The sequence below is a fragment of the Heyndrickxia sp. FSL K6-6286 genome, from assembly GCF_038630395.1.
Classification (GTDB): domain Bacteria; phylum Bacillota; class Bacilli; order Bacillales; family Bacillaceae_C; genus Heyndrickxia; species Heyndrickxia oleronia.
On record NZ_CP152029.1, the window covers coordinates 1,972,235 to 1,986,455 of the forward strand.

General features: G+C 33.9%; 12 protein-coding genes. 10 read left to right on the plus strand and 2 right to left on the minus strand.

Annotated features, from left to right (window positions below; all coding sequences use genetic code 11):
* Positions 1–172 precede the first annotated feature (172 nt).
* The 7 genes from dxs (at position 173) to MHI39_RS09980 (ending at position 9,016) form a co-directional block, all read left to right on the plus strand.
* Entirely contained in the window at positions 173–2,062 is a 1,890-nt protein-coding gene (dxs, locus tag MHI39_RS09950) for a 1-deoxy-D-xylulose-5-phosphate synthase (protein WP_058002234.1), read from the plus strand.
* A 3-nt stretch (positions 2,063–2,065) separates the two neighbouring features.
* Entirely contained in the window at positions 2,066–2,908 is an 843-nt protein-coding gene (locus MHI39_RS09955; protein WP_342541191.1) for a TlyA family RNA methyltransferase, read from the plus strand.
* 159 nt (positions 2,909–3,067) lie between these two features.
* The gene (argR, locus tag MHI39_RS09960; protein ID WP_058002236.1) at positions 3,068–3,517 is read left to right on the plus strand and encodes a transcriptional regulator ArgR; all 450 of its coding nucleotides are present in this window, start codon (positions 3,068–3,070) and stop codon (positions 3,515–3,517) included.
* A 107-nt stretch (positions 3,518–3,624) separates the two neighbouring features.
* Entirely contained in the window at positions 3,625–5,337 is a 1,713-nt protein-coding gene (gene recN, locus MHI39_RS09965) for a DNA repair protein RecN (protein ID WP_058002237.1), read from the plus strand.
* A gap of 151 nt (positions 5,338–5,488) precedes the next feature.
* A complete protein-coding gene (gene spoIVB, locus MHI39_RS09970; RefSeq protein ID WP_071976157.1) occupies positions 5,489–6,778 on the plus strand; it encodes a SpoIVB peptidase in 1,290 nt (429 codons plus the stop codon).
* A 359-nt stretch (positions 6,779–7,137) separates the two neighbouring features.
* The gene (spo0A, locus tag MHI39_RS09975) at positions 7,138–7,917 is read left to right on the plus strand and encodes a sporulation transcription factor Spo0A (RefSeq protein WP_058002239.1); all 780 of its coding nucleotides are present in this window, start codon (positions 7,138–7,140) and stop codon (positions 7,915–7,917) included.
* A gap of 835 nt (positions 7,918–8,752) precedes the next feature.
* Complete coding sequence (locus MHI39_RS09980) at positions 8,753–9,016, plus strand: hypothetical protein (RefSeq protein ID WP_071976156.1); 264 nt, start codon at positions 8,753–8,755, stop codon at positions 9,014–9,016.
* A gap of 278 nt (positions 9,017–9,294) precedes the next feature.
* On the opposite strand, the gene MHI39_RS09985 is transcribed toward MHI39_RS09980, so the two are convergent.
* A complete protein-coding gene (locus MHI39_RS09985; protein WP_058002240.1) occupies positions 9,295–9,627 on the minus strand; it encodes a hypothetical protein in 333 nt (110 codons plus the stop codon).
* Positions 9,628–9,881: 254 nt separating this feature from the next.
* Between MHI39_RS09985 and MHI39_RS09990 the strand changes: the two genes are divergently transcribed.
* Positions 9,882–10,625, plus strand: coding sequence for a glycerophosphodiester phosphodiesterase (locus tag MHI39_RS09990; RefSeq protein WP_058002241.1), 744 nt, complete (start codon positions 9,882–9,884; stop codon positions 10,623–10,625).
* A 48-nt stretch (positions 10,626–10,673) separates the two neighbouring features.
* On the opposite strand, the gene MHI39_RS09995 is transcribed toward MHI39_RS09990, so the two are convergent.
* Positions 10,674–10,916, minus strand: a complete 243-nt coding sequence (locus MHI39_RS09995) for a DUF2627 domain-containing protein (protein ID WP_058002242.1) — start codon at positions 10,914–10,916, stop codon at positions 10,674–10,676.
* A gap of 180 nt (positions 10,917–11,096) precedes the next feature.
* On the opposite strand from MHI39_RS09995, the gene MHI39_RS10000 reads away from it, so the two are divergent.
* Positions 11,097–13,160, plus strand: a complete 2,064-nt coding sequence (locus MHI39_RS10000; protein ID WP_251345164.1) for a sigma-54-dependent Fis family transcriptional regulator — start codon at positions 11,097–11,099, stop codon at positions 13,158–13,160.
* A 145-nt stretch (positions 13,161–13,305) separates the two neighbouring features.
* Positions 13,306–14,208, plus strand: a complete 903-nt coding sequence (yqiS, locus tag MHI39_RS10005) for a phosphate butyryltransferase (RefSeq protein WP_058002244.1) — start codon at positions 13,306–13,308, stop codon at positions 14,206–14,208.
* Positions 14,209–14,221 lie beyond the last annotated feature (13 nt).

Genomic DNA, 14,221 nt, shown 5'->3' on the forward strand with positions numbered 1-14,221 from the left:
AAAAACATGAAAATACATGGATATTAGTTTGCCGTTATAAAAGAGTAGCGGCAATTTTTAAGGTACTCATCTGGCACTGAAAAAACATGCATGAGTGGTCAACGTTATATTATTTATTAAAACTGATAATGATTAAAGTAAAATCTATTTAAATGAAAGTGAGTGATCCGTTTTGGATCTATTATCAATAAAGGACCCTTCCTTTCTGAAAACAATGAATACGAGTCAATTAAAAGAATTAAGTAAGGAGATTCGTTCATTTTTGATAGAAAATCTGTCAAAGACAGGAGGACATATTGGTCCTAATTTAGGGGTTGTTGAATTAACAATCGCATTACACAAATGTTTTGATAGCCCGAAGGATAAATTTTTATGGGATGTTGGACATCAATCATATGTTCACAAAATCCTTACAGGACGTGCTGATCAGTTTACTACATTAAGGCAATATAAAGGATTATCTGGATTCCCGAAAATGTGTGAAAGTGAACATGACGTGTGGGAAACGGGTCATTCTTCAACATCACTATCTGCTGCAATGGGAATGGCGATTGCACGCGATATTAAAAAAGAAAAGTCCTATATTGTTCCAATTATAGGAGACGGTGCATTAACAGGTGGTATGGCATTAGAAGCATTAAATCATATTGGTCATGAAAAAAAGGACCTTATTGTGATATTGAATGATAACGAAATGTCTATTGCACCAAATGTTGGGGCCCTACACAATATTTTGGGCCGTTTACGCACTGCCAATAAATATCAATGGGCGAAAGATGAACTAGAAAATTTATTGAAGAAAATTCCAGCGGTTGGAGGGAAATTAGCAGCAACTGCTGAAAGATTAAAGGACAGCATGAAATATTTTCTTGTTTCTGGAATCTTTTTCGAGGAATTAGGATTTACTTATTTAGGTCCTGTTGATGGTCATAATTTTGATGCTTTATTTGAGCAATTTCAATACGCTAAAAAGACGAAGGGACCAATTTTATTACATGTCATTACTAAAAAAGGTAAGGGATATGAACCTGCTGAAAATGATACGATAGGTACCTGGCATGGTACCGGACAATATAAAATTGAAACCGGTGATTTAATTAAGCCAGTCGGAGCACCACCAGCATGGAGCAAATTAGTTAGTGATACAGTTCTACGTTTAGCTAAGAAGGATGATCGGATCGTTGCGATTACTCCAGCGATGCCTGTCGGATCGAAGCTTGAGAAATTTGCGGAAGAATTGCCAGATAGAATGTATGATGTAGGAATTGCAGAGCAACATGCAGCTACTTTAGCTGCTGGTTTAGCGACACAAAAAATGAAACCGTTTTTGGCAATTTATTCAACATTTTTACAAAGAGCCTATGATCAAGTGGTTCATGATATTTGTCGACAAAACCTAAACGTTTTCATCGGGATTGATCGAGCGGGTTTAGTTGGTGCTGATGGGGAAACACATCAAGGGGTTTTCGATATTGCGTTTTTAAGACATATTCCAAATCTCGTTTTAATGATGCCGAAAGACGAAAATGAAGGTCAACATATGGTTAATACAGCCATTCAATATGATGATGGTCCTATTGCTATGAGATTCCCACGTGGGAATGGTTATGGTGTACCGATGGATAGGGAACTTAGAACAATTCCTATTGGTACATGGGAAATTCTTCGTGAAGGAAAAGATGCAGCAATTCTTACATTTGGGACGACTATTCCAATGGCTCTTGAAGCTGCCAATCTTCTGCAAAAACAAGGATTATCTGTTAAAGTGATTAATGCACGCTTTATTAAACCGATGGATGAAAATATGTTACATGATTTATTATCATTAAACTTACCGATATTAACAATCGAAGAAGCTGTACTTCAAGGCGGATTTGGAAGTGCGGTTATTGAATATGCTCATGATCATGGATTTACTAATACAATCGATCGAATGGGGATTCCTGATCAGTTCATTGAGCATGGTAGTGTAAATCAATTATTACAGGAAATTGGTATGACAACAGAAGAAGTTGTAAAAAAGGTACAAGCTATTGCACCGAAAATACAAAAAAGGGCATGAAAAATGAAAAGTAAAAAACAACGTCTAGATGTGCTTCTCGTGGAAAGAGGTCTCATTGACACAAGGGAAAAAGCTAAGCGTGCCATTATGGCGGGTATTGTCTATTCAAATGAATCACGGTTAGATAAACCTGGTGAAAAGGTAGCAGAAGATATTCCATTAACTGTTAAAGGAAATGTCATTCCTTACGTAAGTAGGGGTGGATTAAAATTAGAAAAAGCATTAAATGTTTTTAATGTGACTGCCAAGGATAAGATTTTAATTGATATTGGTTCTTCTACGGGTGGATTTACAGATTGTGCACTTCAAAATGGTGCCAAAATGTCCTATGCACTTGATGTGGGATACAATCAATTAGCATGGAAATTAAGAAATGATGATCGGGTTGTTGTAATGGAGAGAACAAATTTTCGTTATGTAACCCCTCAAGATTTAATTAGGGAAATGCCGGATTTGGCAACTATTGATGTCTCATTTATTTCCTTATCATTAATTCTTCCAGTATTAAAAACCTTATTAGTGCCGTCAAGTGATGTAATTGCTTTAATTAAACCACAATTTGAAGCAGGAAGAGAGCAAGTGGGCAAAAAGGGAATTGTAAGAGATAAAAAAGTTCATGAAGCAGTAATAGAAAAGATTATAAAACTCTCTATTCAAGAAGGCTATAATGTAGAGAACCTTTCATATTCACCGATTACAGGTGGAGAAGGGAATATTGAATTTTTAATTCACTTACAATGGTCTGGGCAGAATATCGATACGGAAGGTACTAGCAATCTTACGTTCTCTATTAAAGAAGTGGTTGAAAAAGCACACAGTGAATTATCAGGAAGAACAGATCAATAAGGATCTGTTCTTTTCTAATTCTTAGTACACAATTTTATGGAGTAACCATGTTTATTACGCTGTTTAAGTGTACATTTAAACTAAAATAGGCTAACATGGAAGTAAAAAGTTTAATATGTAAAAGTTGTTTTAATGTATTTTGAATAAAGGTGGATGAGTATGAATAAGGGACAACGATTGATAAAAATCCGAGAAATTATTGCTAATTTTGATATAGAAACGCAAGATGAATTAGTTGAACATTTAAGAAATGGCGGGTTTAATGTCACTCAGGCTACAATATCACGAGATATTAAAGAATTGCATTTAGTGAAAGTTCCGTTAATGGATGGAAGATACAAATATAGCCTACCTGCAGATCAACGTTTTAATCCAATGCAAAAATTAAAAAGAACCTTAATGGATGCATTTATAAGTATAGATTCTGCGGGCCATCTGATCGTTTTGAAAACATTACCAGGAAATGCACATGCACTTGGTGCATTGATTGATATTCTTGATTGGGATGAAATCATTGGTACACTATGTGGTGATGATACATGTTTAATTATTTGTAGAGATGAGGAGAAATCTAAGCTGATTTCAGAAAAAATATTAGACATGCTCTAATAATACTACGCTAGCATGGCAAATCCTGTTGCTAATTAGTAAATAAAAAAGATAATAAAAGCAGAGTTTGGGCAAAAAGCTTGATGAAAAATGAGGTGAAGTTTTCAGTGTTACAGGAATTATCCATAAAAAATTTTGCCATCATTGATGAACTATTTTTATCAATTGAAAAAGGATTAACTGTTTTAACTGGTGAAACTGGTGCAGGTAAATCAATCATCATCGATGCAGTTCATTTATTAGTTGGTGGTAGAGGGTCTTCGGAATTTGTAAGACATGGAGAAAAAAAAGCTGAAATAGAGGGACTTTTTATCTTAGATGACCCAACACATCCCTGCTATGAGAGAGCAAGGGAATTTGGCATTGATATTGAAGAAGGTATGATTATTCTTCATCGGGATCTATCAAGTACTGGTAAAAGTGTATGTAGAATTAATGGAAAGCTTGTTACTATTTCAATTTTAAGAGAAGTTGGAAGTACTCTAATTGATATTCATGGTCAACATGAACATCAGGAATTAATGAATGAAACCAATCACTTACGTCTCTTAGATCAATATGGAAGTCAGGAAATTGAACAAGCACTAAATAATTATGGAATACTATATAAACAATATGAACAAACCCTTTCGAAACTAAAAAGTTTAAGTGAAAATGAACAACAAATGGCGCATCGACTCGATCTTATTCAATTTCAGCTTCGTGAAATTCAAGGGGCTAATCTTCAATTAAATGAAGATGAGGAATTAATGGAGGAGAAAAGGAAGCTTTCAAATTTTGAAAAACTGTTTGATTCATTAAAAACAAGTTATGGAGCACTCCAAGGGGAACAAAAAGGAATTGATTGGGTAGGCCTTGCGATGACTCAATTAGAAGCTGCTGCTGAAATTGAGAAGGATTTTAGTCCTATTTTAGAATCTGTGTCTAATTGTTTTTATATCTTAGAGGATGTAGCACGAACGATTCGTAACGAATATGATAGTCTCGAGTATAGTCCGGAGAGGCTTAATGATATAGAAAGTCGTCTAAATGAAATCAATCAATTAAAAAGGAAATATGGTGGGACAGTTGAAGATATTTTAGAATACAGTGCCACCATCGAAGAAGAAATTGAAACGATTATAAATAGAGAAAGTCATATTGAGGATTTACAAAAAAAACTTTACCAAGTTCAGAAGGATTTATTTCTTGAAGCAAAGCAGTTACATGATCTTAGAAAGATATGGGCAGATCAATTAACTAAGGCAATCCATGATGAATTAAAACATTTATACATGGATAAAACTATCTTTGAAGTTAGATTCCTTCAATCTGCTGGCGAACTTAAAGGAAACCCAAATCCACCGTTTCGTAAGGATGGATTAGATATTATTGAATTTTATATTTCGACAAACCCAGGGGAACCGTTGAAACCTTTAAATAAAGTGGCTTCAGGTGGGGAATTATCAAGAATGATGCTTGCCTTAAAAACAATCTTTTCGAAACACCAAGGAATTACTTCTATTATTTTTGATGAAGTCGACACGGGTGTTAGCGGTAGGGTTGCTCAAGCTATAGCTGAGAAGATTTACCAAGTATCCGAACACTCTCAAGTATTATGTATATCCCATCTTCCACAAGTAGCTGCCATGGCTGATACTCATTTATTTATTATGAAGGAAACGGTTGACGGACGTACAAGAACATTGGTTAGAACCCTCGAACATAATGAAAAGATAAAGGAAGTAGGCCGTATGATTTCTGGAGTTGAAATTACGGATAAAACAAAGGAACATGCAGAAGAATTATTACAATTGGCTTATGCAAAGAAGGCAACTTGAAAAGCTATCCATGAATGGTTAGCTTTTTTCTTTTTCCCTTGTTATATTTCCGCCCTATCAAGGCTAAATTAAAATTGTAGCCAATTAAAAAAGAAAAGGCTATTTCCAAGAACCATTTTGTGTGGATTAGAAGCGAGGAGAGTGAAAGGTTTTGAAATTTGAACTTCTTAGAAAAATATTAGGTGGATTTCTCCTTGTTTCACTTTGTATATTTAGTTTTTCAATACCATTCCAAGATTATTTAAGCATTCCAACCCATGTAACATTGTTTGAAGGTGATCAGCTAAGTTTTCCTAAAACAGCAAAAGTTTCCGCTAAAGTTAGGCATGATGGTGAAAGTGTAAACGTTTTTTCGGAAAAGAAGTCATTAACTGTTAAAGGGAATACTACAGGAGAAGATGAAATCTTCTTTGAATTTGCGGGAATACCTATTAAAAAAGTTGACATTAATGTCATTAAAGATTTTAAGGTGATTCCGGGTGGACATTCAATAGGAGTAAAATTAAATACTTTAGGGGTTTTAGTAGTCGGTCATCATCTTGTAGAAACAAAATCTGGTAAAGTTTCACCTGGAGAAAGGGCTGGAATCAAAGTAGGAGATATTATAACTGAAATAAATGATGAAAAAATAGAAACAATGTCAGATGTGGCACCTATGGTGAAGAAGGCTGGAGAAGAGGGGAAATCATTAAAAATTACTATCCAGCGCGAGCAGGAAATTATAAAAACCTCATTAAATCCTGAAAAAGATCAATCAGAACAAAGCTATAAGCTTGGGTTATATATTCGAGACTCAGCTGCAGGAATTGGTACAATGACCTTTATTGATCCAAAGACAAAAAAATATGGTGCACTTGGTCACGTGATTTCAGATATGGATACGAAAAAAGCAATTGTTGTTGATGATGGACAAATTTTAAAATCCACAGTTACTTCAATAGAAAAAGGAAGTGATGGGAAGCCTGGTGAGAAGTTAGCACGATTTTCTTCCGATCATGAAGTAATTGGAGATATAAAGCGAAATAGCCCATTTGGGATATTCGGTACGTTAGATAAAACTTTATCAAATGAAAAATATGATAAACCGATGCCCATTGCTTTATCCAACCAAGTAAAAGAAGGACCGGCTAAAATACTAACTGTTGTCGAAGGGAATAAAGTGGAGGAATATGATATAGAAATAGTTAATACAATCCCACAAAAGTTTCCTGCAACTAAGGGAATGATTATCAAAATAACTGATCCAAAGCTTCTTAAAAAGACTGGTGGTATTGTCCAAGGCATGAGTGGGAGTCCAATTATTCAAAAGGGAAAATTGGTTGGAGCTGTCACACATGTATTTGTAAATGATCCTACTTCGGGATATGGAGTTCATATTGAGTGGATGCTTCGCGAAGCAGGGATAGATATTTATAAAAAACAACATGAAAAAGCAAGCTGATAGAGAAATTCTACCAGCTTGCTTTTTTTATCATACTTTTTTAGATCTAAGTAGGTTATGAAATAAGTGATGATGGCATTTCGGATGCTGAACAAAATTGGAAAAAATCTTATTCAACATTAACATGAAATTACCGATATAATTTATGGTATGATAAAAATAAAGTTTTTTCGACAAATGCAATATTGAAAATCGAATTAGGTCGAAAACAAGAGATTTTAAGAGAAAAATAAAGATTTTATAGTTTTTTTGAGAAATTTTTAAATATCAGAAGGAATTTATACGCCATTGTCGAAATCTCATTAGAGAACAAATAAAAGTTGAAAAACGCGTTTAGGTGATTGAGGAGGAAACATGGAGTGAACAAAATTAAAGTTTTTATTGTAGATGATAATCGTGAACTAGTCGGATTATTAGAGGAATTCATTTCATCCCAAGAGGACATGGAAATAAGTGGTGTTGCTTATAATGGTCAGGAGTGCTTAGAACTATTGCAAGATGCTAAGCCTGATGTTCTAATTCTCGATATTATTATGCCGCATTTGGATGGATTAGGGGTATTACAACAGTTACGGGAAAATGGTGAGATGCCAAATGTCATTATGCTAACTGCATTTGGTCAGGAAGATGTTACAAAAAAAGCAGTTGAATTAGGTGCGTCTTATTTTATTCTTAAGCCATTTGATATGAACAATTTGGCTAGTCAGATTAGGCAAGTTAGTGGAAAGACTAGTCCAATAATTAAGAAAACAAGTCATCCTTCTATAAGGACTGAGCAAAAGCCTAAAAATTTAGATGCAAGCATAACTAGTATCATACATGAAATTGGAGTCCCTGCACATATTAAAGGGTATTTATATTTACGAGAAGCCATTTCAATGGTATATAATGATATTGAATTATTAGGTTCTATTACAAAGGTATTGTATCCTGATATTGCCAAAAAATATAATACCACTGCAAGCCGTGTAGAAAGAGCCATTCGCCATGCAATTGAAGTGGCCTGGAGCCGTGGAAATATTGACTCTATCTCCTCCTTATTTGGTTACACTGTCAGTATGTCAAAAGCAAAGCCAACGAACTCAGAATTCATTGCAATGGTTGCAGATAAATTGCGTTTGGAACATAAGGCATCATAATTCACATTATTTGCTAATGTTGTTAAAGTACAGTATCAACACTTGAAAATATAATTTGTTTCAAAAAGACATCATTCTTTATATAAGAAGATGTCTTTTTTTTTGTTGGGATTAAATTTATTTGTCTCTAACATTGGTGTTGTTTAATTAATGTTTTTGCTAATAATATCGGCTGAAGATCGCTACAACATTCATATTGCGAGCTGCAATCTCTAAAATCCTTAAATGGGTGTAAAAGCCGGCAGTTGGGCTTTTCTTTTATAAAAGCAATAAACGATACGAAAATAGCCTTTTTTATCGTTTTTTACACAAACATTGTTGCTTGATCGATAATGTTCAATTAAAAAAGGTTGAGGACTAACGGATTTGTTTATTTTATTGTGGAAAGAGGCTTTGAATATCTTTTAAAAGGATGAGAATTGATTTACTTAATTGAATGTTTAAAATTTTTATGCCATAATGATTATATTCATTATTTTGTAATTAAAAATACCAATGAAAGAAATCTTCATCTTCTAAAAAAATATGGTTAACAATAAATTTAGGAAATCCTCTTCGCAATTTTAGATAATCTTATCCCTTTATATTGCATACAGCTTATTTATTGCAAGTATAGATAAAACTATATAGGTGGTTATATTAATAGGCTCTTTTCTCAAACATTGTTCCTATTTAAGTAAAGTTTTAATAAATAACTATTAGCTGAAGACCGCTACACCTTTCAATTCACTGAGAAAAGTGCAACAAACTTTATAAGAATCGCTGAATCTTTTACAAAAGCAACAAACGATACGAAAACAGCCTTTCATTAAAAGTTACAATATAGGAGAAACGTATGGATAATATTTTATTAGAGGGATCAATAATTTTAGTTTTTCATCTATTCATGACAATGTTATCTTTAGCTATTTTTTCTTCATTAATTGTTAAAAGAAAAGTAGCGGGATCAATTTTTTTAATATATCTAATTGTTATTGGATTTTTCATTTTAAAAAATTTATACTCATATTCCCCAATTATTTGTTCAATCGTGGTAGGCATGTATGTATGTTTAGGCATTGCAACATACTTTAATGTAAAACGGAAATTAATCATTTAATCCAAGGCTCTTTTCTCAAGTATTGTTGCTATTTGATTAAAGTTTTTATCGGCTGAAGATCACTACACGTTTCATTTCACTGAAAAGGAGCTTACTTCTTCATAAGAATTGATGAATCATTATAAGATGTAAAAGCCGGCAGTTGGGCTTTTACAAAAGCAACAAACGATACGAAAACAGCCTAATCCAAAAAGGAAAGACCCCACAGAGAATATTATTAGTGTAGAATTTAACACTAAATATTCTTTGTGGGGTTTGATTCTCTTTTTATGTTCACTTTACTTCCTTCTGATATCAAGGAGCCGGTGTTTGTCATATTTAATCTTGACTTTTTCTCCGACTTTATAGTTGAGGTATTGAGTACAGTCCATTTCTAATATTTGACCATTGCTGAATTCCATTAAACAAGCCTCCTGACCATTTGGGATTGTATAGGTAGGAACATTTTTATTTGTAGTAATCCCTTTAGCTTTGCCATTGGAGTGAGGAGTGTAGTATTTTTCGATGATCTCAACCCTTTTATATGTGCTTTTTGGAAGTTTAAAAAATAGAAATAGGAATAAAACGAGTAAAACGACTAGTATAATCATTTTTATTAAGACTTTTTTCATTATGCACTCCCTGCCTACAATCTGTTTATACTATGTATATAGGTGTATGTTTAAAAATATTCGAATTGTATCTATCCACTTGAAAGATGAAGTCGCTATTTAATCTTTTTTGATCTGTAGGCTCTTTTCTTAGTTGTTGATGGCCTTTACTGAGAAAAGGGCCAAGGCATCTAGTTTTTCAGTGAGTGATCAAATTGAATAAGTGACTATATAAGAGAACGCTAAATCGCAGTATCGAAAAAGGACGTGAAAAAATGACTTTAATTTTTGCCCATCGTGGTTCAGCGGGGACACACCCTGAAAATACGATGGAATCGTTTATTGCAGCGGAGAAATGTGGGGCAGATGGAATTGAATTGGATGTACATTTGTCCAAAGAGGGAGAAATTGTTGTTATTCATGATGAAACAGTGGATCGAACAACGAATGGAAAAGGATTTGTACAAGATTTTTTTCTAAGTGATTTAAAATCCTTGAATGCAAGTTATAAATTTAAGACCTTTCAATCTTTTATTCGAGTACCTAGAATTCCTACGTTAAGAGAAGTATTTGATTGGATGAAAGGAAATCAACTTCAATGTAATATTGAATTGAAAAATGGGAAAATTATGTATCCGTTTCTTGAAGAAAAAGTAATTGATTTGATTCGGGAATATCAATATGAGGAGCGAATCATAATATCGTCTTTTAATCATTACTCACTTGTGCACTGTTATCAATTGGCTCCGGATATAGAAACAGCACCTTTGTACTCTGAAGGCCTTTATATGCCTTGGATTTATGCACGTGCCATCCATGCAAAGGGGATGCATCCAAATATGAAGGCTGCTCCAGATATGATTATTCGAGGAGCTATTGAAGATGGTATTGCTGTAAGACCATATACAGTTAATAAAAAAGAAGATATGGAGCGATTAATTGCCATTGAGTGTTCAGCAATTATAACGGATTACCCAGAAAAAGCAAAAAAAATAAAAAAACAAATGATGAAAACCTAAAATAAAAAGGATGTCCTTAGCTTTATGCTGCTATAGGAACATCCTTTTTTATTTAGACTTTTTGACGAATCTTTTTTGAACTTTATTTCTTTTACGATCACGATAAAATACAAATCCTGCAATAAATCCTAAACCACCAAGAAAAAATATAAAGCCGATTAAAAATTGTATCCAAAGATATGGAAAAGGCGCTTGAAGAATTCCGAATAACATATCTCTCATTAACTTAATACCAATTGCGGCAATAATTCCTGGGATCACCATAATAATTAATGCAAATAAACGAATCATGAGCTATCTCCTTATACATACGCTTTCAAAAAAATCATATACCAAACAAAATATTTGTCAAGCAAACAGTCATTAGAATCCATCCGAGTGAAATAATTGGTTAGTCCAAACTTGAAAATTATTTCTTCTAAACATAAAATAATAGTATGAAAAATTTTGCATATTTAGGGAGGAACAAAATTGCAGAATGTTCTATTAGTTGGAGGAGGCAAGGGCGGAGCAGCAATTTTGAAAATGCTTCTTGGTAGTAACAATTTTAGGATACAGGCGGTTATTGATCGAAATATAAATGCTAGGGCAATCCAATTGGCAGAAAAAAAAGGAATCCCTACAGGAAGCAATTGGAGAGATTTTTATAATGACTCGATTGATATTATAATTGAAGTCACAGGTGATCAAAATGTATTCCAAGAAATTTTAGAAGTAAGAAGTAAACAAACTGTCTTAATTCCTGGCAGTGTTGCATATTTAATTGCTACTTTAATGGAGGAAAAAGAAGGATTAATTACAGAATTACAAAATGAGACATATAAACACCATTTAATTTTAAACTCTACTGATGATGCTATGGTTGTGATTGATACAGATGGAATGATCATTTTCTTTAATAAAAGTGCAGCCCGTATGACAGGTGTTCCTGTATCACAAGCAATTGGAAAACATATTCATGAAGTCATTCCAAAAAGTAAATTGCCGAGAATTATTTCAACTAAAAGAATAGAAAGTAATCAAGAATCCGTTCTTGAAAATGGAAAAAGAATTATCACCACAAGAATTCCAATGACGAACGATCGTAATGAAGTGATCGGAGCCATTGCCGTGTTTAAAGACATAACGGAGGTTGTTAATCTAGCTGAGGAAATAACAAATCTGAAAGAAATTCAAACAATGTTAGAAGCAATCATTCAGTCAAGTGATGAAGCAATTTCCGTTGTTGATGAGAATGGACGCGGGATATTAATTAATCCTGCATATACAAGAATTACCGGGCTACCAAAAGAACAAGTAATTGGCCAGCCGGCCACAGCAGATATCTCTGAGGGAGAAAGTATGCATTTAAAGGTCATTCAAACACGCCGAGCAATAAGAGGTACAAAAATGCGTGTTGGCCCGATGAAAAAAGAGGTAATCGTTAATGTTGCACCAATTATAGTAGATGGAATTTTAAAAGGAAGTGTAGGAGTCATTCACGATGTTTCCGAGATTCAATCCCTTACAAAAGAATTAAATCGCGCAAGACAAATCATTCGGAACTTAGAAGCTAAGTATACCTTTGAAGATATTATTTCTAATTCTGATGAAATGAACATTGCGGTGGAACAGGCAAAGTTAGGGGCAAAAACGCCTGCAACCATTTTACTAAGAGGGGAATCTGGGACAGGTAAGGAGTTATTCGCACATGCAATACATAATGCAAGTGATCGAAAATATAATAAATTTATCCGTGTGAACTGTGCAGCTATTTCAGAATCTTTATTGGAAAGTGAATTATTTGGCTATGAAGAAGGAGCCTTTTCTGGTGCAAAACGTGGCGGAAAAAAAGGTTTGTTTGAAGAAGCTAATAATGGGAGTATTTTCCTTGATGAAATTGGTGAATTAAGTGCGAATACTCAGGCAAAGTTATTGAGGGTTTTACAGGAAAACGAAATTGTACGTGTTGGCGGTACAAATGCTATCCCGATAAATGTTAGAATCATTGCTGCTACTCATGTCAATCTTGAGAAAGCGATTGCTGATCGCTCGTTTCGCGAAGACTTGTATTATCGTTTGAATCGAATGCCGATTCATATTCCTCCTTTAAGAAATAGAAAAGAGGAAATTCCATTATTGTGTGATAAGTTGATTCATAAGTTAAATCAAGACTATGGTAGGAATGTTGAAGGAATAACTGAGCAGGCAATTGTAAAACTAATGGAATATGATTGGCCAGGAAATGTTCGAGAACTAGAAAATATCCTAGGACGTGCCATAATATTTATGGGCTATAATGAAGTGCAATTGGATAGTAGGCATATTATGGATTTAACCAGCCACCAAGCAAAGCCATTAGAATCACCTTTAAAAATAACAATTGATAAGGATCTAACATCATTAGTAGATCAGTATGAAAAAAATATTATTAAACAAGTGTTAGAGCACAATAATGGCAATAAAACAGCAACGGCAAAGCAATTAGGTGTTTCAATTAGAAATCTATATTATAAAATTGAAAAATATAATCTTGCAAATATAAACATGCAATAATTTGCATGGTGAGAAAAATATTGCACGCAGAGATAAGTGTATATTTTTTATTAGTTGCTATGAACATGCTATAATAATTTTTGGTATGAAAATTGCATGATATCTATTTGGTGGAAGAATAAGAAAAGGGGTTGAGGCAACGAACATGAATTTAGACGGAGTAATAAAAAAAGCAACCCAACAAAATAAGGCAAAAGTGGCAATTGCAGCCGCTGAGGATTACGAGGTATTGGAAGCGGTTTCACTCGCTGTGGAACATCGACTGGCTAGTTTTTTATTATACGGATCGGAAAAAGGGATTTACGAATTAATCGATCGCAATTTTCCGCAGCTAATTGGCCATGAGGATATTGCAATTATTCATGCCGAATCTAATGATGAAGCAGCTAAATTAGCTGTGCTTGCAGTGGGGAGTGGTAATGCTCACGTTCTAATGAAAGGAAATATTCCTACAGCTAAGTTATTGAAAACAGTATTAAAAAAGGAATATGGACTAAGAACGGGGAAAGTTTTATCACATGTTGCTGCTTTTGAAGTACCAGCATTTGACCGTTTAATATTTGTATCAGATGCTGCTATGAATATTGAGCCTGATGTTGAACAAAAGGCTCATATTATAAACAATTCTGTTCAAATTGCTCGTGCAACTGGAATTGAACTTCCAAAAGTTGCAGTTTTGGCAGCAGTGGAAGTAATTAATCCTACAATGAAAGCAACATTAGATGCAGCAGCACTAACACAAATGAATAATAGGGGGCAAATTAAAAATTGTCTCGTTGATGGACCACTTGCACTTGATAATGCTATTTCTCTTGAAGCCGCAGAGCACAAAGGGATTCATAGTGAAGTTGCGGGTCAAGCGGATATTCTATTAGTACCAACTATTGAAACGGGAAACTCCCTTTATAAATCATTAATTTATTTTGCTAAGGCAAAAGTTGCTGCAGTTATAGCTGGTGCAAAAGTACCAATTGTATTAACATCAAGAGCAGATAGTGCCGAGAATAAATTATATTCACTAGCACTTGCAATATGCTCATCAAATTAAGTTGAAATGGAGA